This window comes from Paenibacillus sp. FSL L8-0436, from assembly GCF_038593025.1.
In the GTDB taxonomy this organism is placed as follows: Bacteria; Bacillota; Bacilli; order Paenibacillales; family Paenibacillaceae; genus Paenibacillus_AQ.
Genome location: NZ_CP151955.1, coordinates 5,645,185 through 5,668,586 on the forward strand (window position 1 = coordinate 5,645,185; position 23,402 = coordinate 5,668,586).

The window sequence follows — 23,402 nt, forward strand, 5'->3', positions numbered from 1 at the left end:
CGGTACAAATACTGAATAAAGACTTGTATATTGTAGCACAGGCCTCAAGAAGCCGTCTATTGCGGACCGTATAACCCTTTTAAGGCCGGGGGACTATTTACCATCGCTAAAAAGACGCTTCTCCGGTCAAGCTATCAAAGAACGAACCGGCAGGAATGCCGGGAAGCGTACGTTATGACAAAAGCATCTGAAAGGAGCACTCGCCTATGAGCCATCTGACATCACAGCAGCTCTCGCAGCTGCGGGCAGCGCTGCTGCTGCAGCAGGAGGAAATCCGCCACAGGCTGCAAAATAACGAGCATTACGGTCTGCAGGAAGCCATGCGCGATACAACCGGGGAATTGTCCGAAATCGACAACCATCCCGGCGATGCCGCCACTGAGCTGTATAACCGCTCGATAGATATTTCCCTGCTGGAACGCGACGAGCATGAATTGGACGATATCGAAGCCGCTCTGCAGGCCATGGATGAAGGCACCTACGGGATTTGTATCGCCAGCGGCGATCCGATTCCATATGAGCGCCTCTCAGCCATTCCATCCACCAGATACAGCAAGGAGCATGCCCCACGCCAGAACGCGCCGTTTACCCGGCCGGTCGAAGAAGAGCTGCTGTCCCCGCCTTTTGGACGCACTAGCCTTGACGAACGCGATGAGCAAAACGGTTTTGACGGCGAAGATGCCTGGCAGATCGTCGAAAGCTGGGGCAGCTCCAACTCCCCGGCCATGGCCGAAGGCAATGATATCAGTTCTTACAACGATATGGAGATTGAGGCCGACGAAACCGAAGGCTTCGTGGAGCCGTGGGAGAACTTTGTGGCGACCGATATCGCCGGGAACCATTTGACCATCATCAAAGGAACCAGTTACCGCCATTATATGGACACCGAGGAAGGCAGCTATCTGCTGGACCCGTCCGCTAAAAAAGAAAGGGAGTAGCCATGTGCTGCTCCTTTTTTAGGTACACACGCCAGATCAATGATTCTCTAATCCCTAAAAAGTCTTAAGCTCCAGCTGGTGCTGTACGATCCGCACAATATCTGCAATATAATCTCCGATAATCGGCAAATTCAGCGCCCCCAGCATCTGCAGTACATAAATGATCGTCGCTGCAAAAAAAGTGAATCCGAGGGCAATCCCCACCCCGCGCGCTATTCCTGATATTATGTTCAGCCAGATCAGCCGCCAGGGCGAATGCAGCAGCTGTGTATATTCAGCAATCCGCGATTTCTCCATCTCCCGGGCCAGCCCCAATGTCAGCCGGTATACCGCGCTCAATTTCTCATCCTGGGAAAGGGCCTCTGCTCCCGCTTCAGTCTCCCGTTTGAAATCCAGCGCCTGATCCGGTCCCTCGCCTGTTGCGGCGGAGATTTCTCCCTGCTGCCCGGAGCTTTTGCTTCCTTCTTTCCGACCCTCCAAAACACTCCTGCTCCTTCCCTAACGTCCACAAAATAAACGAGCCCGGTTCGGGGAGAGGCAATCTCTCCCCGAACACGGGGCTCGTCATTTTGCGCATAAATATAAGGTTCTCAGTAAAGATCCTCATATTTTCGCAGAAACGGCTTCCTGATCAGCGGTACACATACCGTCAATCTTGAAAGCCCCTGCCCTATGCTAAAGGCCTGGACGTTTCTTCTTATGCCGCTAGTATATGTCATTTGGAGACAAGCGATACGGGGATCAGCATTTAGCTTCTCTTTAGGCTCCGATATGGATACCAATGGATCTGCCGCCGGCATCCACCGTTTCAAATGGATGCGCTCCGTCAAACTCCACGGTAGTCACAAGTACATTTTCACGCAGTACATGTTCAAAAGCAGTCACTGCCGCTTTCAGTTCATCATCCAGCTGCAGCGTGAGCGCAATCCGTTTCTCGATCGCCAGATCCAGGCGTTTGCGGTAATCCTGCACTGCACGGATAATTTCGCGGACCCAGCCCTCCTGCTCAAGTTCAGCAGTGATTTCTGTATTCAGCGCTACCGTAAGCCCATAACCGGAGGCTGATGCAAAACCCGGTTTGGCCTGCTTCTCAACAAGCAGCTCCTCGGCAGTAATCTGCAGCTCTTCCCCTTCGGGCGACACGATGGCAATCAGGCCGTCCTGTACCGCTTTGCGGGTAGCGTCGCTGTCCATCCCTTTCAGGTAGCCTTGCAGGAAGCCTACGCTCTTGCCGTATTTTTTACCGGCTACCTTCAGGTTCAGCTTCAGCGTGAAATCAACAAACCCGCTGTCGCTGTTCTCCAGCACAATTCCCTTGACATTGATTTCATCCTTGATGATCTCTTCATAATCCGTTACATCAAAGCTGCGGCCCAGGGAAACGATCAGCTCGGACAGCGGCTGGCGTGTCTTGATGCCAGTCTCGTTGCGCACGTTACGGGCAAGCTCGACAATGCCTCTGGCACTCTCCATATCCCGCTCCAGCTCAAGATCGATCAGACTCTCGTCGGCAGCCGGATAATCCGCCAAATGTACGCTTTCCCCGCCGCCAAGGTTGGTATAGATATCTTCCGACAGCATCGGTGTGAATGGAGCCATCAGCGTAGCCGTTGTGAGCAGCACATGTGTCAGCGTACGGTAAGCGTCCAGCTTCTCTTCGCCAAGCCCGCTTCCCCAGAACCGGTCGCGTGAGCGGCGGATATACCAGTTGCTCAGTTCATCCACGAAGTTCTCAATCGCTTTGGACGAATTAACGAAGTCGTTGATGGCGAGGCCTTTTTCCACAACTAGAATCAGACTGTTCAAGCGGGAGAGAATCCAGCGGTCGAGCTTATGCCCGGATACCTTGAACGGATGCTCTGCAGGGTCGTATCCGTCAATACCGGCATAGAGCGTCAGGAACGCATGCGTGTTGACCAGCGTATCCACAACCTTGGATTTGGTCTCACCAACCAGACCGCGCGAGAAACGTTTGTTATTCCACGGCGCACTGTCGGACAGGATCGCCCAGCGGAAAGCATCGGTGCCGTATTCGTTCATGATTTCCCAAGGGTCAATGACGTTGCCTTTGGATTTGGACATTTTTTGGCCGTTCTCATCGAAGATGTGGCCGTGGGCAATAACTGCCTTGTAAGGCGCTTTGCCCTTGAACAACGTCGATACCGCAAGCAGGCTGTAGAACCAGCCGCGTGTCTGGTCAATTCCTTCACAGATCATATCTGCCGGATACTGGTCGGCGAATCTGTCTTCATTCTCGAACGGATAGTGGCTTTGGGCAAACGGCATCGAGCCGCTGTCAAACCATACGTCGATGACCTCAGATGTACGCACCATCACGCCGCCTTCGCTGAACGGGCTGCGCAGCTTGATGTTGTCTACATATGGCTTATGCAGCTCGATATCCTCAGCGACTTCGCCGATCGCCATCGAGCGGAGTTCAGCGATGCTGTGCGGCGCAAATTCTTTGCCGGTGTCCTGGCAAACCCAAACATTCAGCGGTGTGCCCCAGTAGCGGTTGCGGCTGATATTCCAGTCCACCAGTTCTTCCAGGAACTTGCCGAAGCGGCCTTCGCGCACATTGTCAGGATACCAGTCTACGCTGTTGTTGTTGGCGATCAGCTGATCTTTGATCGCTGTCGTTTTGATGAACCAGCTGTCTGTCGCATAATACAGCAGCGGAGAATCGCAGCGCCAGCAGAACGGATAGCTGTGCTCGTATTTCTCTTTATTGTACAGCAGCCCTTTTTCGGACAGCACCTTGATGATATCTAAATCGCAATCTTTCACAAACCGTCCGGCAAAATCACGTACCACATCAGTGTATTTACCGGAAGTATCCACCACATTGACAAAGCTGATGCCGTTGTCGCGGCAGCTCTTATAGTCATCCTCACCATGCGCCGGAGCCATATGCACGATCCCGGTACCGCTGGAATCCGTTACGAAGGATGCACCAATGATCACATTATGTTTCTCCGCCTGGATATAGTTAAACGGCGGGGTATAGCTTTGACCGATAAAGTCAGAGCCTTTGTGCGTAGAAAGAACCGAATACTCCCCTTTCAGCACCTCTTCCACGAGGTTCTTGGCCAGCACGTATACGCCGTCTTCCTGCTGCGCACGGACATATTCCATCTCCGGGTTCATTGCCAGCGCCATATGCGCCGGAAGCGTCCAAGGGGTGGTCGTCCAGGCCAGCACATAGTCGCCGCTGCCATCCAGCTTGAACTTGGCCGTTGCACTGAGGTCCTTCACCGTCTTATAGCCCTGCGCCACTTCATGGGAGCTCAGCGTTGTCTGGCAGCTTGGACAGTAAGGGCTGACGCGGTGTCCGCGGTACATCAGACCTTTCTCATGCACCGTAGCCAGGATGTTCCACACGCTTTCGATGTACGTATTATCCAGCGTCACATACGGATTATCCAGATCGGTCCAATAACCGATCGCTTCCGTGAACTCACGCCACTGCTTCTCGTAGCCGAACACGCTCTCTTTGCACTCTTTGATGAACTTCTCCACGCCGTACTCTTCAATTTCCTGCTTGCCGGAGATTCCGAGTTTCTTCTGCACGCCGAGTTCAACCGGCAGGCCGTGAGTGTCCCAGCCTGCTTTGCGGACTACGCGGTATCCCTTCATCGTCTGGTAGCGGCCGATGAAATCCTTGATGACCCGGCCCAGCACGTGTCCGATATGCGGTACGCCGTTAGCTGTCGGAGGTCCTTCATAGAACACATAGTTCGGACGGCCCTCGCGGTTCTCCATGGATCTGCGGAACGTATTCTCATCGCTCCATTTCTTCAGAATGCGGACATCTCTTGCCCGCGCTTTTTCTCTGACATCTACTTTTTGCATTGCTGGTCAATCCTTCCTTCGTTTAGTCTATAAAGCTGCTCGATCCCCCTAAATCCCCCTTAGCCAAGGGGGACCCCGAGGGCCCCGGCCCTCTGGACACCCGGAATATTGTCTAAACTCCAGGGAGAGGCGGATGTAGAGTTCATTTTGGTGTAGTCCCCGCTTGTCGCCGCAAGCGGCCCGCTTTACCTCAAGCAGCTAGGCGCGCAGCCCGCTCGCAAGGTTTGCTCTTGCCTTTGCCTTTGCTCTTGCCTTTGCTCTTGCCTTTGCTCTTGCTCTTGCCTTGTCTTGGGCCCCCGGCCCGCGATCCCGTCAGGGCAGCGCTGGGCCGGGTTGCCCCCGCGGCGGGGCGCAGCCGCCGCAAACGTCTTTGCCTTTGCCCTTGCCCTTGTTCTTGCCTTTGATCTTGCTCTTGCCTTTGATCTTGCCCTTGCCCTTGCCCTTGCCCTTGCCCTTGCCCTTGCCCTTGCCCTTGCCCTTGCCCTTGACTTAGGCCCCCGGCCCGCGATCCCGTCAGGGCAGCGCTGGGTCGGGTTGCCCCCGCGGCGGGGCGTAGCCGTCGCAAGCCGTCTTTGCCCTTGAGCAGGAAAGGCCCCGCAGGCGTACCCGCCAGGGGAGCCTAAGAAGGGCCGCTCCCCCGTCGAACAAATCCCTACCCGTCCGCGGACGCCACTCTCTGCACAATGCCCTTGTTGCGGGTGTCCAGAGGGCGGCCAGCCCTTGGGGTCCCCCTTGGAAAGGGGGATTTAGGGGGATCGCGCCCCGCAACAACAAAAACGAGCGCCATCCCGCCCCCCAAGGGGCGAGACAACGCTCGCGATACCACCCTAATTCTGTGCTTCAGGCACATCCTCAGGGGGAGTGTATTCAGCACAATCTCAGTTCCGCGCAGACAATCTAAACGCGCGGGTCCGGGATAACGTCCGGCAGACGGCTAAACTTACGCACGAATTAACGCTTCAGCTCAGCTTCTAGGGGAAGATCTTCCGGCAAGGTGTGAACAATCGGCTCGCAGCAAACACCGACTCTCTGGAGAACGTAACCTTATCGTACTTGTCCCGTCATCGAATGATCATGGTACAGATATGTTTTAGTTATAGACGTTTTAAGACAAAATGTCAATATTCATAGCCACGGTATAACTGTGGCCGGAAAACAAGAAATATTCATCTCACATGATATGCTCAGCATTTTAGAAGGTTAAAGCACGTTCTCGCTGACTTCGCGGCTCTCCAGGGCGTTCCAGTCATCCTGTGACAGCAGTTCAAGCTGTGCTTCGACGAGAGTCCGGAAACGGGTGCGGTAGATAGAGGCTTGCTTGCGCAACTCTTCCGTTTCAATCGCTACTTTACGGGATTTGGATAACGCTTCGTTGATAATCCGGTCAGCGTTCTTTTCCGCTTCCTTGATAATCAGCTGTGACTCCTTTTTGGAGTTGTTCTTGACATCATCTGCCGCTTCCTGTGCAACGATGATTGTCTTGGACAAGCTTTCTTCAATATTCACAAAATGATCAAGGCGCTCTTGAATAGACAATAGCTGATTGTGCAGCTCCTTGTTCTCACGAATGACACTTTCGTAATCCTTGATTACCTGATCCAGAAATTCGTTGACCTCGTCTTCATCATAACCGCGGATTCTCCGGGAGAATTCCTTGTTATGTATATCGAGCGGCGTTAATGGCATGCTGTGCACCTCCTAGAAATTTCGGACCTCTTATGCCCATAAAAACATAATTTGTCCCGGCAGACAAAGAAGAAAGACTGTACTTTAAGAAGAAACGAACATGCCTGCCTGAATAAGGCGGCAAGTGTTTCTGCAAGAAAAATAAGGCTGGTTATCATTCCGAATGCCGTTTAAGGATCCGCCTCTTCTACAAGTATCGGCGCCCAGCTTTCAAAATGTTTGCTTCCCTAGAGATAATGAATTTCGACAAGCAAATCCGGATTCCTGCAAACGATTCAGACAAATTTGCCAACCTGAACCCGGTAACGGCCTTTTTTCGTCAAACTTCCGATCTCCAGAACCTTAAAACGGCCAAAACCTTGAATGGAGACCATATCGCCGTCTTTAAGTCCACAGGAGGGGACTTCCTCCACCTTCCAGTTCACCCGGACCCTTCCGGCTTTGATCGGGGCAAGTATCTTGCTCCGGCTGAGCCGGGTCACATCCGCAGCGATCCCATCAAGCCGTAAGGAAGATACAGTCAACTCCATGATCTCAAGCTTAACCTCACTGCTCCGCAAGCCGGACAATGGCAGAATCTCTGTGCTGACATTAATCCGGTGCACTCCGGTTAAATTCACGTCCAGGAAATTGGCGATATCCGCCGCCACTACAACATGACAGCCATCCTCAAGCACATGTATATCACCGATTTTACCTCTTTTGATGCCCAGTCCAAGAATTGAACCCATATAGTCGCCATGCTCCAAAGCCAAAAACTTCTGTTCCCCGGAGGTGATGGCAAGCACCTTGAGTTCCATATCTTCTTCTGAAAGGTCACGGTAATCTGGTGCCACCATTGCCCGTTTCCGCTCAGCATTTTCTGAGCCGCCCTCCCATCTTACAGCAACATCGGGATGACGGTTCACAAGACTCTGCAGAATATAACTCTGACGGGGATCGAGAAATTCAGTCAGCTTGAGCTCATGATACTCTCCTGCATGAGTGACCCATTCCCAGGCCTTGTCCACAAATTGCCGTTCGTCAGGGTGAAAATGACCATAGATTTCATTCTTCATGTCATTAACGGAAGAGCAGGCCCACAATGGAGTGCACGCCGCCTTCCGCAAATTGAAGCACAATCAGCGCAATGATCGGGGAAATATCCAGCGTTCCGAACAGCGGCGGAATAATCCGGCGGAAAGGACTCAGATAAGGCTCCACGAGCTTGCCGAGCAGCTCTCCGATGAAATTGTCACGGACATTGGGCAGCCAGGACATGAGGATATAGAAGAAAATCATGTAGTAGTAGATCTTGAAAAGTAAATTAATAATTAAATCGATTTGGGACAAAGCCCGTTCACCTCATTCTGTTGTAGTCTTGATCGTCACCCAGAATTTCCGTTATGGAACCTTGAATTTCGACCGTATCCGGTGTGCACATAAATATATTGCCCCCAATTTTGGAGATTCCTCCACCCAGGGCATAAACAGTTCCGCTGAGAAAATCAATAATCCGCATTGCCTGGTCATTCCGCACACGCTGCAAATTAATTACGACCGTACGGTGCGAACGGAGATGGTCGGCAATTTCCTGAGCTTCGTCATAAGAACGGGGCTCATAAAGCACTACCTTCACATTTTTTTGCGAATGGATACTGACGACGTTGGCCCGCTGGTTTTTACGGTTTTCTACAGGGGCGGGCTCGTATTCATCCTCTTCACGGGAAATCTGCTCCCGCTCCACAATTTCCTCTTCCTCCTGCAAGCCCAAAAAGCTCATAAACCGGTTCATCACGCCCATCAAGCTCCCTCCTCATGACCTACTAATACCGTTCCCAGGCGCACCCAGGTGGCTCCTTCCTGTATCGCCACTTCAAAATCATTCGACATTCCCATCGACAGCTCTTGTATAGGCTCAGGTGTCAAAGCTAGCAGATTGAGCGCATCGCGCAGTTCGCGGAGTCCGCGAAAGACCGGGCGGGTAAGCTCGGGATCCCCTTCATAAGGCGCCATCGTCATAAGGCCGATTACTTTCACACGATGCAGAGGAGCGATTTCACGCAAAAATCCAGGTACCGCTTCAGCAGATAAACCAAATTTTGTATCTTCTCCCGAGATATTCACCTGAAGGAAGACGTTTACGTCTATACCGGCGGCTTCGGCCTTCTTGTGCAATTCCTGTGCCAGTGATAACCGGTCCAAAGAGTGTATATATTGAAATTTGCCTATAACGTCCTTTACCTTATTGGTCTGCAAATGACCGATGAAATGCCATGTGCCTTTGTTGCCCAGGGCGTTCCATTTCTGTTCGGCGTTCTGCCAGCGGCTTTCGGCAATGTCCTCAAGACCCGCTTCCAGCACAGCGGATACCGTTTCCAGCGATACATATTTCGTCACTGCGATAACCTTGACGTCACTTGCATCCCTGCCGCTTGCCGCGCAAGCCCGTTCCACACGTTCCTCGACCTCGGCTATTCTTTCTTGCAGTGTCAAACCCAACTTTCAGCTCTCCTTTATTCCGATCCAGCTCGTCATTCTTCCTGTAACCCCGTTTTCCTTACGGTATGAGAAGAAGAGATCACTGTTACAGCTTGTACACCAAGTTGTACATTCGATATGAGTCGGCAATATTCCTGCTTTAATCATAATGCGTCGATTCATTTCTTTCAAGTTCAGCATGCTTTTGCTGTCATCTGCATCCGACTTCCTGTATAAGAACGGAGCGTTCTCAGCCAAATTCAGTGTGCTAAGTTCATCCTCCAACCGGCGGACATGATTCATTACATAATCATCGACCTCATAACAGCATTCACCGATAGAAGGTCCAATGGCTGTCAGGATATCTTTTGGACGGCTGCCGTAGACCTCACCCATTGTGCTGACCATAGCCCCGGCAATTTCTGCTACAGTCCCTTTCCAGCCCGCATGCGCAAGGCCGGCCACCTGCTGCAAAGGATCATAGAAATATAGCGGCACACAGTCCGCATAAAAGGAAGTCAGCAGCACCCCCGGCACATTGGTCAGCAGCCCATCAGTGGACTGAAAGGCGCTTGCTCTGTCCAGATTGCCGTATCCTTGGTTCTCTTTGGTAACAACCGCAATATTTTTCCCATGAGTTTGTTCCCCGCATGTCCATGAATCCAGTGTAAAACCGAGACTCTCGGCGAGCATCCTCCGGTTGCTGATCACATCTTCCACGTCATCGCCGACATGAAGAGCACAGTTGAAGCTGTCATAAGGCGCCTTGCCCGCACCACCTTGTCTTCCTGTAAAGCCGGCAGTAATTTGGGCATGTGCTGAACACCACGGCTCCAGATGAAGCTGCACAGGCGTTCTGTCGATTTGTACGAACGGTTCCATCTTCTCACCTCCGCCTAAGTGTACCACAAGACCTCCCCACAAAGTGTTGTTAAGACCTCGAAGCTTACTCAAGTACTTTACAAAGCCCCCGAACAATCTCCCGGTTATGGGCTGCACTTCTTACATAAGCTCTATACCCGTTTCCTCCAAAAAAAGACGCACCCGGTTAATATGTGCGCCTTTCACTGCGGTCTCCGCGTTCCAAATACATAGTTTCCCGCTCTTCCTGACCTTGGGGCATTCTGGACTCCTCTATCTTTACGAGCACAACATCAGCACCAATCTTAACGATATTCCTCCAGGGAATGATCAAATCAGCGCCACCTCCAAAGAGCCCCATAAACCGTGTGTACCCGGGCACAATGATTGCGTCAATAACTCCACGGCGCAGGTCGAGCTCCAGATCACTGATTTGCCCGAGCCGCTTGCCGTCGACAATATTAATGACATCCTTGGTCTGAAAATCGGAGATTTTCATTTTTTTGCCTGTGCCTATTGAATCCTCGTTCACCTCGCCACCCCTGTACTTTCAGACATATAGTCCAATATATGTTGTTCGGGCTTGGCTACATGCAATGCAATAAATATTTTCCAATACGGTTCTACATACAAAGGGGTATCCAGAAGGGCTTATAGCACCCTGGATACCCCTGCTTCATCTATCGCTGTTACTCAGGTCTTCACATGCTTTTGCATTTGCTGGATGGCCGATTTCTCAAGTCTGGAAACCTGGGCTTGAGAGATCCCAATCTCATCGGCGACCTCCATCTGGGTCTTGCCCTCGAAGAAACGCATGGACAGTATCCGCTTCTCGCGTTGTCCCAGTTTGCGCATCGCTTCCCTCAATGCAATTTCCTCAATCCAAGAGACATCTTTATTCTTATCGTCGCTAATCTGGTCCATCACATAAATCGGGTCCCCGCCGTCATGGTAGATTGGCTCGAACAAGGAGACCGGGTCCTGGATGGCGTCTAAAGCAAATACCACATCTTCTTTCGGAACTCCCAGCGCCTCGGAAATTTCAAAAATCGTCGGCTCCCGGGAATTCTGGTTCGTCAGACTGTCACGCACCTGCAGCGCCTTGTATGCGATATCCCTGAGCGAACGTGATACCCGAATCGGGTTATTATCGCGTAGATACCTGCGGATTTCACCGATAATCATCGGCACCGCATAGGTGGAGAACTTCACATTTTGCGATAAATCAAAATTATCGATGGCTTTCATCAACCCGATGCAGCCTACCTGGAACAGATCGTCAACGAACTCTCCCCGATTATTGAACCTTTGAATAACACTAAGAACGAGTCTAAGGTTACCATTTACCAATTTCTCTCTGGCGGATCGCTCGCCCTGCTGCTGCAGCGAAGTGAACAGCTCCCGCATTTCCACGTTTGTTAGAACGGGCAGCTTGCTGGTGTCCACACCGCAAATCTCGACTTTATTTCGGGTCATGATGATTTACCTCCCAAGGAGAAACATTACTGTACATTATCTCCCCGGTCCGGCATTTTATTCCTTGCTGATTTAGGCTTACACCATCTTGTTAAACTCCTTGCGCAGCCGCTTGATAATTCTTTTTTCCAGACGCGAAATATAGGATTGGGAAATACCCAGCAGATCGGCCACATCCTTTTGCGTTTTTTCTTCTCCCCCGCGCAGTCCAAACCTTAGCTCCATAATCAGGCGTTCCCGCTCACTCAGCTTCTCCAGCGCCTTCTGCAGCAGCTTCCGGTCCACTTGCTCTTCGATGTTCCGGTAAATGGTGTCGTTCTCGGTCCCAAGCACATCGGAGAGAAGCAGCTCGTTGCCGTCCCAGTCAATATTTAGCGGTTCATCAAAGGACACCTCACTCCGTGTCTTGCTGTTCCGCCGCAAATACATCAGTATCTCATTTTCGATGCAGCGTGAGGCATAGGTAGCCAGCTTGATTTTTTTCTCCGGATCAAACGTATTCACCGCCTTGATTAGTCCAATGGCCCCGATAGAAACAAGATCTTCAATGTTGATGCCGGTGTTCTCAAATTTCCGGGCAATGTATACAACGAGCCGCAGGTTGCGCTCAATCAGCATGGCCCGGACTGCCGCATCGCCGCTCGACAGCCGCTGCAGCAAATACTCCTCCTCTTCCCTCGTCAAGGGCGGAGGCAGCGCCTCGCTTCCACCGATATAATAAATTTCCTGGCTTTTCAGCCCCAGCAGAAACAGCATGCGGTAATATTGCAGTTGCAGTGCTAACTTCCATTTGACCATTCTTGTTCCTCCTCCAAGAAGTACACAGTAACCCTGTGATATTTCTTATCCCATCCATTTTCCTGCTGCCCTGCCCCAATTCCCTTTGTCCGATATTAGGATTGAAATGCCAAATGCTTCTGCGGTTATCAGCATGGCAGCGCCGCGTCAGCAGCCTGTTCTTTTTGGGCGAGATCAGGATGTATGACCGCCCGGTACGCGCCGTCTCCCGACAGTGTCCCGCCATCCAGCCCGATGAGCACCCTTTTGCTGTAAAAGGTCTCCTCACCCAGCTGTATCTTCACAAGATCCGGCTTCAGCGCAAGCATAAAGGATGAACCACGGTTGATGCCCCTATAAGGGACAAGCCGCATCCTGTCCTGCCAGGCAAAAGACTGCCCGTCCGTTTCCAGCAGAAGGGTGTCTGCGCTCGTCTGTGTCAGCCTCCCTTTCCATGAAGCAGGCAGATGGCCTTCCCAGAGCGACGCCTCCATAACCATTACCGGAATCCGCGTCAACGGATCACTTAGCCGGTTCCCTGTATCCAGCAGCCCTGGACAGACCACAGTTACGCCGTCAATTTCCACAGTTACCTCACCAATGTACGATTCGAGCTGCTCCCTGCGGACCCGTGAAGAATGGAAGAGCTTAAAGAGGAGCAGTACCAGCGGTAAAACCGCAAGCACAAACCAGAAACCGATCTTCATCCGGTATGCTTGGCCTCCTGAAGAGGTAAACAGAATACCGTTCCAGATGTCGCCTGAGCTCTGCAACAAATAGTGAATACCTACAATGCCGCCGGCTGCTGCAAAATTAATAATATAAAAGGCCCCCAGCACACGGAGGTAGCTTTGCAGACTCCTGAATCCAAAGGCAATCCACAGCATGACTACCGACAATCCGAACTTAATGAGGAAGGTATAGAGAAAAGACAGCTCCGGTACGAACATCATCACTACATAAAGCGCGCCAACCAGCGCGGAGAGCGCCAGTCTCCACCAGGAGGCCTTAAGTTTGACCAGCCAGCCTGTCAGCCATAGAAGAATGCCATCGATCAGCAGATTGGCAGCGAAAATCAAGTCAATATAAACTACCAACGCATTCACCTGCCTAAGGGCTGCTGTCTATCCTCAAGGCCGGGGATCAGGCTCTCTTTTTGGACGATAAGATTAGTATAGGAACTCTCGCATTCAAAGTCTGTCTAAACTTGGGGGGCATTCTTGAGGTTTTTTTGTCGAGTTATAGCGTGCAGCCTATAAATTCTTATCTTTTAATAAAAAAAGCCAGCCTCTAAAATCCAAAGGCTGACTTCAAAATTCCTATTCTTAAATTCACTTCATAGACTCTAATTCTTCATCTGTAAGCCCCGTTGCCGTTCGGATCGCATGATAGTCCAGTCCCATCGCAAGCAGATTTCTTGCTACTTCCAATCTGGCTTCTAATTTCCCTTCTAACTTCCCTTCTAACTTCCCTTCTAACTTCCCTTCTAACTTCCCTTCCAACTTGCCTTCCGCCTTACCTTCCTCTATACCCGCAGCTCTTCCTACCGCTCTTCCCTCAGCCAACCCTTTGGCAAAGCCCTCTGTAAGCGCCCCGTCTCTTTGCGAAGCCTCATCCAGCAAAAACTTCTGGCGGGCTTCATACTTCATACGGGCCTCCTCATCCTGGCTCAGGAATTGCAGCGTATCCATTGCCTTTTTCAAGACAGGCTCATTCATGCTAAGCACCTCCCAATTCGAATCGTCTATTCCTTTCAGAAACAACAGCCAATTAACCAAACCGCCTTCACCGGGAACAGGCGTATGCTCCAGCTTCGGCAGCTCCAAGAAATGAATTTCAATATCGTCGGCGAGCGGAGTTCCATTCCTATCTTCCCGCAGATGAAACACACTATGAGTATGCTCATTGGGCAAAACTTTATAATTTAATATATTGATGGTCACACATTTTTTGAGATCCTTATACTTACCCGTCTCCTGCAACTGACCCGAATATCGTTTGCTCCAATAATAGAGTGTGCGCTTCTCAATATCGTATTTATTGAACAGCTGCATTTCAATATTGATCAACTTGCCTTCCTCGGTCTTGGCCCATATGTCGAATATCGATTGCTTATCCAGCGGATCATCCTTATCCGTGTATGGATTGAGCAGCACCACTTCATTCAGCGGAGGTTCCCCCGCATCCGAAAAAATCCCGTTAAGAAAAGCCAACAGTACATCCTTATTGCCCTCACTTGCAAAAATACGTTTAAATACAAAATCAACCCGGGGATCAAGCAGTTTCATTGTATCCTCTCCCGCTACTAGTATTATAACAGCCGATAAACCAAAAAACACCGTATCCACCCATAGCTGATCGCTAGGGAGATACGGTGCTTCCGTAAATCTATTTACACTATACTATTTTATTAGTCGTTATTGCCGCGCGTACGGTTGCGCAGGAATGTTGGAATGTCCAGCTGGTCTGAGGCCGTCTGATTGCCAAACGGACGCAGATTGGCATTCTTATCCGCCGCAGCAGGTTCGCTGCTCGCCGATGGACGGCGGGCTGGAGCAACAGGTGAAGGCTTATGTTCAAAGCCGGTAGCGATTACCGTAACTTTGATTTCATCCTTCATGCTTTCCTCAATAATGGCACCAAAGATCATATTCACTTCAGGATCAGAAGCAGAGGTAACGATCTCGGCTGCTTCATTCACCTCATACAGGGAAAGGTTAGAACCCCCTGTAATGTTCATAATCACGCCGCGAGCACCTTCAATGGAGGTCTCCAGGAGCGGACTCATGATCGCTTTGCGGGCCGCCTCCGAAGCACGGTTCTCGCCGGTGGCAATACCGATGCCCATAAGCGCAGATCCGCGTTCTGTCATGATGGTCTTCACATCGGCAAAGTCAAGGTTAATCAGACCCGGAACAGCAATCAGGTCGGAAATGCCCTGTACCGCTTGACGGAGCACGTTGTCCGCTTCGCGGAAAGCTTCCAGCATCGGTGTTTTCTTATCCACAATTTCCAGCAGGCGGTCATTCGGAATAACGATTAAGGTATCCACTTTTTCTTTCAGTGCTTCAATACCCAGTTCTGCCTGGTTGGAACGTTTTCTGCCTTCAAAAGTAAACGGACGGGTCACGACGCCAACCGTCAATGCTCCGCACTCTCTGGCAATCTCAGCAATTACAGGCGCTGCACCCGTTCCGGTACCCCCGCCCATACCTGCGGTTACGAATACCATATCTGCACCTTTAAGCGTATTTGAAATCAGATCACGGGACTCCTCGGCCGCTTTCTTGCCCACCTCAGGATTGGCACCCGCGCCAAGTCCCCGGGTCAGCTTGTCCCCAATTTGCAGTTTATGCTCCGATTTGGCCATATGCAGCGCTTGGGCATCTGTATTAACTGTGATGAATTCCACACCCTGAACGCCATTTTCAATCATCCGGTTGACAGCATTACTACCGCCGCCGCCCACGCCGATGACCTTTATTTGCGCCAAGCTCTCCATTTCAAAATCAAATTCCAACATATTGTTCCATCTCCCCCTCAATGTGCTTGGATGGCCAGTCCAAGTATATCTGGACTTACACTTATATGAACTCGCTGAACATATTCTTTAGACGTTCCACCAAACCCGGCTTCGAAACGGCTTCCTGATTTGGAGCTGCATTCTGCTTGTTCCGGTTGACCGTCTTTTTATTCCCGCTGCTGCTGTTTCCGCGTCCGCGGAATCTGCGGACAACGTTATGCAGGATGCCTACTCCTCCCGTAAATCCGGGATCGCGGACTCCGATATAATCCGGCACCGCAACGCGCACAGAGGCTGATAGTTCAGTCTGGGCAGCTTTTAATACCCCCGGCATAGATACAGTGCCACCCGTTAGTATATAACCTCCGGGAAGCTCATTGTAACCAAGCCGCTTCACTTCCTGACGAATCAGATGGAAGATTTCCTGCACTCTCGGTTCAATGATCGCCGCAAGATCTTCCTGATTAAATTCTTTTTCCACATTGCTGCCGATCCGGAGCACCTTGAACACCACGTCAGAAGCGGCGTCGTCAATCCAGGCGCAGCCATACTTCAGCTTCACCTTCTCCGCCTGATCAGTAAGTGTACGGAGTCCGTATGCGATATCATTGGTTACAAATTCTCCGCCGATCGGGATCGTGGAGGTGGCACAAAGGGAACCTTCTTCATATACGGCTATCGTCGTTGAGCCCGCACCGATGTCAACCAGCACGGCGCCCATTGATTTCTCATCTTTGGAAAGCGCTAATCCGCCAGCTCCAAGAGACATCAGTACAAGATCTTTGACTTTAAGTCCTGATTTCTCTACGCAGCGAAGCAGATTATGTATTGGCGTTTTAGCCCCGGTAATAATCGTCGCTTCCACTTCCAGACGAACTCCGATCATCCCGCGGGGATCCTGGATTCCTTCAAGGCCATCGACGATATATTGCTTGGCGACAACATCAATTACCTCGCGTTCAGGAGGCAGTGCAATAACTTCTGCTGCCTTGATTACACGATCGATATCATCTTCGCCGATTTCACGATCCTCATTCTGAACGGCCACAACACCATGACTGGATTGAAGCCCGATATGATTGCCGGAAATGCCGACATAGACCTCGGATATTTGTATACCGACCATTTGCTCCGCATGATCTACAGCACTCTTGATCGATTGCACAGTCTGGTCGATATCTACAATCGCACCTTTTCGTATTCCTTCCGAATCAGCAGATCCAACGCCAATAATATTAAAGGTTCCATTAGTAACTTCCCCAATAATTGCCCGAACTTTGGATGTACCGATGTCCAAACTAACAATGATGTCATTGTTGCTCAAGCCCTATGGCACCTCCTGTTATTATCAAAATGAAATGTAAAGCTAATTTAGTTTTTGGTTTCCATTGAAGAAAAACTTCTCTGTACATATTCAACATCTCTAATCCTTTCCCTCTTTTTTCTACAAATTTTTTGAGTGGGATAATATGACAAGCATCTCGCATGAAGACAGCAGCTGCTAAAAACCTGAAAACAGGCATTTATTACATGAAATATAAGCGTAATAAAGATATGTCATCCATATTTGATACTTCATTTCAAAAAATCCGAAGAAAAAAGAGGGACGTTGCCTATTGCCCGTAAAACCGATTGTAGCATTTTTTTCTTACTATTAGTAGGGCCTATTTACTCTTGCGTGTCCTCTTTCACATTCTCCTCTTTTACAGGTGCAAAAGGAACATAGGAATCCGCTTCAAGCATCTTGATCAGGCCGGGCTCCTCGGTCTCTATCACTTGATTCAAATACTCCACTTTATCCTTAAGCAAAGAAATTGCCGTAATGACTTCAAAATGCGAACGGGTATACAGCTTGATGCGGTCTGGAAAGGATAATGTTGGTGATGGCACAATCTCGGAAATGTCACTGGTCAGTTCATTAGGGATACTGGCGAGAGCCTGGCACAATTTGGCTTTATGGGGATCATCTTCCCCCCAGCTTGTCAAGATCGGCTTCTCCACCGCAATGCCCGTTTCATTCACGGAAACAGCAGCACCGCTGGATAGAATCGCCTCCAGTACGCCATCTTGATCCAATTCATAGGCCACTGCAGGGTACTCCTTAATACTGATGGTGACTAGACCGGGGAATTTCTTTTCCACACTGGCCTCCTGAACCGTCTTGAGCTCCTTAAGGCGATCGGCCACTGCATCATTAGAGACGGCAAAATACTGTCCTCCGAGGGCAAGTCCGCTTTTCTCAAGCAGCTCCTCACGGGTGGAATATTTGTTTCCCTGAAATTGGATCTCTGTAATCCGGCTCATGGACGAGCGGAAGAAAATCACGGCCAGCAGCGCAATAAACAGCAGCAGCAGAATGAAAGTAATCTTTCGGCTCATTTTTTTGGTAGGCTTGTCCTCTTTAAGAAGAGGTAAACGGGTTTTTGGCATCTCATATCTCCGTAATAAGGCCCTGTCTCCTTCCCACGCATGAAGCTGAAGGAGACAGGGAGCTTTAATTGGCCAAATCAAACGGACCCGGCACAGGTACTTTGCGGCTGATGCGTGCACCCAGCTTCTGAAAGAGCTGCTCAATGCCGTCATATCCGCGGTCAATATGATGCGCCTGCTCAACAACCGTGGTCCCATGAGCGGCGAGTCCGGCAATCACCAGGGCAGCTCCCGCCCGCAGGTCGGTTGCTTCCACCGTTGCTCCATACAGTCTCTGCACCCCGCGGATAAACGCACGGTTCAGATCAATGGAAATATCGGCGCCCATCCTGGCCATCTCTTCCACATGCTTGAAGCGTCCCTCGAATACCGTCTCTTTGATAACGCTGAATCCGTCGGCCAGCGACAGCAGCACCATTACCTGAGATTGGAGATCTGTGGGAAAGGAAGGGTAGGGAGAAGTAACGATTCGTTCCACCGCACGGGGACGTCCCATGCAACTGATATTAATTATATCATTGCATACGGTGATTTGAACACCAGCCCTCCTCAGCACATGGATCAGGGAGGTTAAATGCCCGGCATTGGTATGGGTCAATGTAACGTTGCCCCGCGTGGCGGCAGCGGCTATCATGACCGTTCCGGCGACAATCCTGTCGGGAATAACCTCGTACGTACAGGGATATAGCTTCTTTACACCTTGAATCGTAATGGTATCGGTACCGGCACCGATAATCTGGGCACCCATCTGATTCAGGAAATTCTGCAGATCCTGAATCTCCGGCTCTCTGGCCGCACCCGATATCGTTGTCGTTCCTTCTGCCATGGAAGCAGCCATCATAATGTTCTCCGTGGCTCCGACACTAGGATAATCCAGATGTATATCGCTTCCCTTAAGTCTTGCGGCCCGGCAGGAAATCCGTCCATTGCTCTCTTCAATTTCCGCCCCCAGCTGCTTCAGTCCCTGCAGATGAAGATCAATCTTGCGCTCCCCGATCGCACAGCCTCCCGGCTGATAAATCGTCACCTCTCCAAATCTGGATAATAACGGTCCCATCAGAAAAATAGACGATCTCATCTGCCGCATTAAATCCTCAGGAACATGGGAAGTGCCCAGCATTGACGTGTCGATGGTCACCGTCTCGTCTTCATGCACGCCCCTGCAGCCCAGCCGTTCCAAAATATTCAGCATTGTTTCGATGTCCAGCAGCTTCGGCACATTATGCAGTGAGTGAACTCCTTCGGCCAGCAGGCTTGCCGCCAGGATCGGCAGCGCCGCATTTTTTGCTCCATGGATACGTATGGTGCCTGACAGGGGGTTTCCACCCTCAATCACCAATTTGTCCAATGTATCACCTCCGAGATTACCGCTCACCCACCACAAGCACTTCCCGTACAAGCGCAATGAAATGTGCGGGATGGCCCTCCCGCTTTTGTCATCTCATAAACCGGAAGTGCCCTGGGTGATTGTCACGATTATAGGATTATCCTATGTTCATAACCCCGGGTGTGTGACAGTGGAGGATAACAAGAAGATTAACGCTCTAAGTACAGGTTCGGCACGGAGAATTGCTTTGCTGTTCACCAAGAAACTCACAACCTCTTAACTAGAAAAAAAGTGCGCGTTTCCCCGCCTAATTACCTGTTCACGCCATCGGGAAATAACATCGTCTTCAGTTATACATTACCCAACAACCTGCAGAAGACCTAGGCTTTACGGTTAGCCACGAGCCTGCGCAGCTCGGCCACGACCAGCGAGGCGGAATCTCTTTTGCCAAGACGTCTTGAGGCTTCCGACATGCTTCTCTGCACATCTTCTGCACCAATAATCTTCTGTACGGCCGCCAGCAGGGTCTGGCCGTTCAGATCCTTCTCCAGCAGCACAACCGCCGCACCTTCACGTTCCAATTGTCTGGCATTTGCTTCCTGATGATTATTCGTCACGTTGGGGGACGGGATAAGGACGGAGGGGATACCCAGTGCCGTAATTTCTGCAAGAAAAGATGCGCCTGCCCGGTTCACAATCAGAGAAAGACAAGCCAGAACCTCGGGCATATTGTGAATATAGGGAAGGATATGCAGCCAGTCTGGCTCGCTTCCCAGCTTTTGACGCAGGGCTTTCCGGGTCTCTTCGAAATAGGACTCGCCGGTAACATACACATAATGAACACCATTACCCTTACCCAAATACGGGGCCATCTCAATCATCGCCTGATTGATGGCCTTAGCCCCCCCGCTGCCTCCGACAACCAGCACCACTGTGCTGCCTTCAGGAATGCCCAGTGATGCGAAACCTCTCTGAGCGCTGGCAGTCGTTACGGTTGTTGCCCGGGGATTGCCTGTATAAATGACGTTTTTGCCTCCCGGAAAGGCCGATTCAGTCCCTTCAAAGCTTACGGCAACTGTGTCGGCATACCGGCTGAGGAAGCGGTTCGTAAGCCCGGGAATGGCATTCTGCTCATGAATCAAGGTCGGAATTCCAAGACGGGAAGCCGCATAAACGACCGGGCCGCAGACATAACCTCCAGTGCCGATCACGACATCCGGTTTAAATTCTCTGAGCATTTCTTTGGAGGCTTTAACCCCCTTGAGGAAACGCATGACTGTCTTTACATTGTCCATGGAGAGCTTCCGGCGGAAGCCCGTAATATCAATCGCCTTGAATGGAATTTTCTCCTGGGGAACGATTTTGCTCTCCAGACCACGCTTGCCTCCGATATACAAAAAGGCAGAGCCCTTGTCTTCCTCTTCCAGTTGTCTGGCGACGGCTACGGCGGGATAAATATGTCCCCCCGTACCCCCGCCGCTTAATACGATACGCATGTCTCTCACCTCGCATAACGGGATAAATTCAGTAAAATACCGAGTGCTGTAAGCATCAGGGTCAGCGACGAGCCTCCATAGCTGATCAGCGGGAGCGTAATGCCCGTTACCGGCATCATGCCGATGACAACACCGATGTTGATGATAACCTGGACAGCCACCATACAGACGATGCCTACGGCCAGATAACTGCCGAAACGGTCAGGCAGGCTCATCGCCACCTTCATCCCGCGCCAGATTAGAATCAGAAACAGCAGCAGTACTGCCAGCCCCCCGATAAATCCGAGCTCCTCGGCCAATATAGAAAAAATAAAATCAGTCTGCGGCTCCGGCACGTAGCTGTACTTTTGCCGGCTCATGCCCAGTCCAAGGCCGCCAAGGCCGCCTGGTCCAATCGCATACAGCGACTGGATAATCTGGTAACCGGCGCCGAGCGGATCCGACCAGGGATCCAGGAATGCTGTAATGCGCTGCAAGCGGTATGGCGCGGCAGCAACCAATCCGGCGAACCCGGCGACACCGGCCACACCGAGTGACAGCAGATGCTTCATCCGGGCTCCTGCCGTGAACACCATCATCAGAGCCGCACCGAACATTACAGTGCCAGTGCCCAGATCCGGCTGCAGCATAATCAGCCCAAAAGCAGAACCAATCAATGCCAGGGGAGGAAGCAGCCCTCGAGTGAAGACGGAGATATCATAGTCATCCTGTCCCAGCCATTTTGCCAGAAAAAGAATCATCCCCATCTTCATAAACTCGGAGGGCTGAATTCCGAAGGAGCTGATGCCCAGCCAGCTCCGCGCACCGCCGCGCACAACCCCGATTCCGGGAATGAGCACCATCACGAGCAGAACGAAGCAGATGATCAGAGCAGGCTTCGCAAATTTTTTGAGCACCAGATAGTCCGTGTTGGCAGTAACAAACATTGCCCCGAGACCCAGTCCGGCAAACAGCAGCTGTCTTTTAACAAAATAAAACGAATCGCCATAATTGCGGAAGCCCAAAACGGACCCGGCGCTGTACACCATCACCATGCCGATTGCCAGTAGAGCCAGAATCGGAATCAGCAGCCAGATATCAGGCGCATGACGGGATTTCTTCATCAGGAGCACACCTCTTGCATCCGTAGTAGGGGCTTATCCACCCCCCTACTTAAAGGTTATGCACCGCCTCTTTAAAAATACGCCCGCGCTCCTCATACGAGGTAAACATATCCCAACTTGCACAGGCAGGAGACAGGAGAACAACATCTCCTTCTTCCGCAAGGGCGGAAGCCTCCCGGACAGCCTGCTGCAGCACGGCGGCGGCGCTCTCCCCATTATCGACGGAGATGATGTGCTTTACTCCTGCCATTTGCGCCACACTGGCCAGCTTGTCCTTTGTTTGCCCCAGGACCACCAGCCCCTTCACATTGCCGCTGAGGACAGGCAGAAGCTCCATATAATCGGACCCGCGGTCGAGTCCCCCGGCGATCAATACAATCGGCTCGCGGAACGAAGCCAATGCCATGGAGGTGGCTTTGGAGTTTGTTGCTTTGGAGTTGTTGTAGTAAGAGGCTCCAGCCTTATCCGCCACATATTCCAGACGGTGCTCCACCCCGCGGAAAGAAGCCAGCACAGCACCAAGACCCTCCGGAGCTGCTCCGGCAGCGATGGCGATTCCGCAGGCAGCCAAGGCATTCTCAACGTTGAACCGCCCCGGCAGGCCAATGGAATCCACCGTGGCAATCTCCGTCTCGCTCTCCGAATAATCACGATAAATGATTACCCGATTGTGGTCATCTTCGGTATCCGGCACAAAAGAGGGACGGACAAAGATGCCCTGAACCAGCTCCTCCGTCATGGAGAAAGGCAATAGGCTGCCTTTGATGTAAGGAACCAGGCCCCGGCAAACCGGATCATCCCAGTTCAGCACAGCCGTGTCAGAAGGTCCCTGGTTAGCAAACAGCTTCGCTTTGGAAGCCACATAATCGTCCATGTCGCCATGATAATCCAGATGGGTTTCGGCTACATTCAGCAGAGCACCCACCTTGGGACGGAAGGTCTCCGTCCCCTTAAGCTGGAAGCTGCTTAGTTCGACAACCATCCAGTTGTCCTCATCCGCCTCCAGAGCGGCCTGAGAGAGCGGCGTACCGATGTTGCCGGCAACAATCGGCTTCATCCCTGCGGCCTCCAGCATGCGGCCTACCCAGGTCGTAGTCGTTGTCTTTCCGTTAGAGCCGGTTATACCGATCATGGGGGCGGCACAGAGCCGGTAAGCCACCTCCACCTCGGTCACAACCTCGATGCCTAGCTGCAGCGCCTGCTGCACTGGAGGAACAGTGTAGGGGATGCCCGGATTTTTGACCACCAGGCTGACACCTGGATGAATCAGTCCTTCCGGATGTCCGCCGCATATAACAGAAATTCCCAAAGATTCCAGTTCGGAAGCTTCGGGACTTTGATCTCTTTCCTTTTTATCGTTGACCGTAACTACCGCACCGCGCTCATGCAGCACTTTGGCCACCTGGACCCCGCTTTTAGCCAGCCCCAGGACGACCACCTCTTCCCCTCGGTACATATCCGGATGTTTCATTC

22 protein-coding genes and 1 other annotated feature are annotated in these 23,402 nt (G+C 51.4%); of the genes, 1 reads left to right on the top strand and 21 read right to left on the bottom strand.

The annotated features are described in order from the left end of the window. Positions 1 to 206 precede the first annotated feature (206 nt). Positions 207 to 938: a TraR/DksA C4-type zinc finger protein gene (locus NSS79_RS26200; RefSeq protein WP_342436786.1), complete on the top strand. Its 732-nt coding sequence runs from the start codon at positions 207 to 209 to the stop codon at positions 936 to 938. A 54-nt stretch (positions 939 to 992) separates the two neighbouring features. Here the strand turns inward: NSS79_RS26200 and NSS79_RS26205 are convergent, their stop codons facing one another. The 21 genes from NSS79_RS26205 to murD all read right to left on the bottom strand — a co-directional run bounded on the left by NSS79_RS26205 (position 993) and on the right by murD (position 23,400). Continuing rightward, positions 993 to 1,334, bottom strand: a complete 342-nt coding sequence (locus NSS79_RS26205) for a DUF5665 domain-containing protein (RefSeq protein ID WP_342440441.1) — start codon at positions 1,332 to 1,334, stop codon at positions 993 to 995. Between the two features lie 363 nt (positions 1,335 to 1,697). Beyond that, the gene (ileS, locus tag NSS79_RS26210) at positions 1,698 to 4,790 is read right to left on the bottom strand and encodes an isoleucine--tRNA ligase (protein ID WP_342436787.1); all 3,093 of its coding nucleotides are present in this window, start codon (positions 4,788 to 4,790) and stop codon (positions 1,698 to 1,700) included. A gap of 190 nt (positions 4,791 to 4,980) precedes the next feature. Beyond that, the gene (locus NSS79_RS26215; protein ID WP_342436788.1) at positions 4,981 to 5,355 is read right to left on the bottom strand and encodes a hypothetical protein; all 375 of its coding nucleotides are present in this window, start codon (positions 5,353 to 5,355) and stop codon (positions 4,981 to 4,983) included. A 230-nt stretch (positions 5,356 to 5,585) separates the two neighbouring features. After that, positions 5,586 to 5,864: a binding site (T-box leader), on the bottom strand. 126 nt (positions 5,865 to 5,990) lie between these two features. After that, positions 5,991 to 6,476, bottom strand: coding sequence for a DivIVA domain-containing protein (locus NSS79_RS26220; RefSeq protein WP_038595344.1), 486 nt, complete (start codon positions 6,474 to 6,476; stop codon positions 5,991 to 5,993). Between the two features lie 275 nt (positions 6,477 to 6,751). Then, a complete protein-coding gene (locus NSS79_RS26225) occupies positions 6,752 to 7,534 on the bottom strand; it encodes a YlmH/Sll1252 family protein (RefSeq protein ID WP_342440442.1) in 783 nt (260 codons plus the stop codon). 4 nt (positions 7,535 to 7,538) lie between these two features. Then, a complete protein-coding gene (locus tag NSS79_RS26230; protein WP_342436789.1) occupies positions 7,539 to 7,808 on the bottom strand; it encodes a YggT family protein in 270 nt (89 codons plus the stop codon). A 7-nt stretch (positions 7,809 to 7,815) separates the two neighbouring features. Continuing rightward, complete coding sequence (locus NSS79_RS26235; protein ID WP_038595346.1) at positions 7,816 to 8,259, bottom strand: cell division protein SepF; 444 nt, start codon at positions 8,257 to 8,259, stop codon at positions 7,816 to 7,818. Further along, positions 8,259 to 8,951 (bottom strand): YggS family pyridoxal phosphate-dependent enzyme, encoded by a 693-nt coding sequence (locus tag NSS79_RS26240; RefSeq protein WP_342440443.1) that lies wholly within the window; start codon positions 8,949 to 8,951, stop codon positions 8,259 to 8,261. Before NSS79_RS26240 ends, NSS79_RS26235 begins: the two co-directional genes overlap by 1 nt. 9 nt (positions 8,952 to 8,960) lie before the next feature. Then, positions 8,961 to 9,818 carry a peptidoglycan editing factor PgeF gene (gene pgeF / locus NSS79_RS26245; RefSeq protein WP_342436790.1) on the bottom strand — a complete coding sequence of 286 codons (858 nt, stop codon included), beginning with the start codon at positions 9,816 to 9,818 and terminating at the stop codon, positions 8,961 to 8,963. 166 nt (positions 9,819 to 9,984) lie between these two features. After that, positions 9,985 to 10,296 (bottom strand): YlmC/YmxH family sporulation protein, encoded by a 312-nt coding sequence (locus NSS79_RS26250; RefSeq protein WP_038600462.1) that lies wholly within the window; start codon positions 10,294 to 10,296, stop codon positions 9,985 to 9,987. Positions 10,297 to 10,490: 194 nt separating this feature from the next. After that, positions 10,491 to 11,273, bottom strand: coding sequence for an RNA polymerase sporulation sigma factor SigG (sigG, locus tag NSS79_RS26255; RefSeq protein ID WP_038595349.1), 783 nt, complete (start codon positions 11,271 to 11,273; stop codon positions 10,491 to 10,493). A gap of 78 nt (positions 11,274 to 11,351) precedes the next feature. Further along, positions 11,352 to 12,071 (bottom strand): RNA polymerase sporulation sigma factor SigE, encoded by a 720-nt coding sequence (sigE, locus tag NSS79_RS26260; RefSeq protein ID WP_038595351.1) that lies wholly within the window; start codon positions 12,069 to 12,071, stop codon positions 11,352 to 11,354. Between the two features lie 128 nt (positions 12,072 to 12,199). Next, a complete protein-coding gene (gene spoIIGA / locus NSS79_RS26265; protein WP_076109051.1) occupies positions 12,200 to 13,147 on the bottom strand; it encodes a sigma-E processing peptidase SpoIIGA in 948 nt (315 codons plus the stop codon). Between the two features lie 234 nt (positions 13,148 to 13,381). Continuing rightward, complete coding sequence (locus NSS79_RS26270) at positions 13,382 to 14,338, bottom strand: Rpn family recombination-promoting nuclease/putative transposase (RefSeq protein WP_341119040.1); 957 nt, start codon at positions 14,336 to 14,338, stop codon at positions 13,382 to 13,384. A 122-nt stretch (positions 14,339 to 14,460) separates the two neighbouring features. Further along, complete coding sequence (ftsZ, locus tag NSS79_RS26275; protein ID WP_342436791.1) at positions 14,461 to 15,573, bottom strand: cell division protein FtsZ; 1,113 nt, start codon at positions 15,571 to 15,573, stop codon at positions 14,461 to 14,463. 61 nt (positions 15,574 to 15,634) lie between these two features. Next, positions 15,635 to 16,897, bottom strand: a complete 1,263-nt coding sequence (gene ftsA / locus NSS79_RS26280; RefSeq protein ID WP_038595357.1) for a cell division protein FtsA — start codon at positions 16,895 to 16,897, stop codon at positions 15,635 to 15,637. Between the two features lie 344 nt (positions 16,898 to 17,241). Further along, positions 17,242 to 18,003 carry an FtsQ-type POTRA domain-containing protein gene (locus NSS79_RS26285; protein WP_038595359.1) on the bottom strand — a complete coding sequence of 254 codons (762 nt, stop codon included), beginning with the start codon at positions 18,001 to 18,003 and terminating at the stop codon, positions 17,242 to 17,244. 64 nt (positions 18,004 to 18,067) lie between these two features. Beyond that, a complete protein-coding gene (gene murA / locus NSS79_RS26290; RefSeq protein WP_038595361.1) occupies positions 18,068 to 19,351 on the bottom strand; it encodes a UDP-N-acetylglucosamine 1-carboxyvinyltransferase in 1,284 nt (427 codons plus the stop codon). 359 nt (positions 19,352 to 19,710) lie between these two features. Then, positions 19,711 to 20,826 carry an undecaprenyldiphospho-muramoylpentapeptide beta-N-acetylglucosaminyltransferase gene (murG, locus tag NSS79_RS26295; protein WP_342436792.1) on the bottom strand — a complete coding sequence of 372 codons (1,116 nt, stop codon included), beginning with the start codon at positions 20,824 to 20,826 and terminating at the stop codon, positions 19,711 to 19,713. Between the two features lie 5 nt (positions 20,827 to 20,831). After that, positions 20,832 to 21,929, bottom strand: coding sequence for a stage V sporulation protein E (gene spoVE, locus NSS79_RS26300; RefSeq protein WP_340896969.1), 1,098 nt, complete (start codon positions 21,927 to 21,929; stop codon positions 20,832 to 20,834). A 49-nt stretch (positions 21,930 to 21,978) separates the two neighbouring features. After that, complete coding sequence (murD, locus tag NSS79_RS26305; protein WP_340896968.1) at positions 21,979 to 23,400, bottom strand: UDP-N-acetylmuramoyl-L-alanine--D-glutamate ligase; 1,422 nt, start codon at positions 23,398 to 23,400, stop codon at positions 21,979 to 21,981. Positions 23,401 to 23,402: the final 2 nt, after the last annotated feature.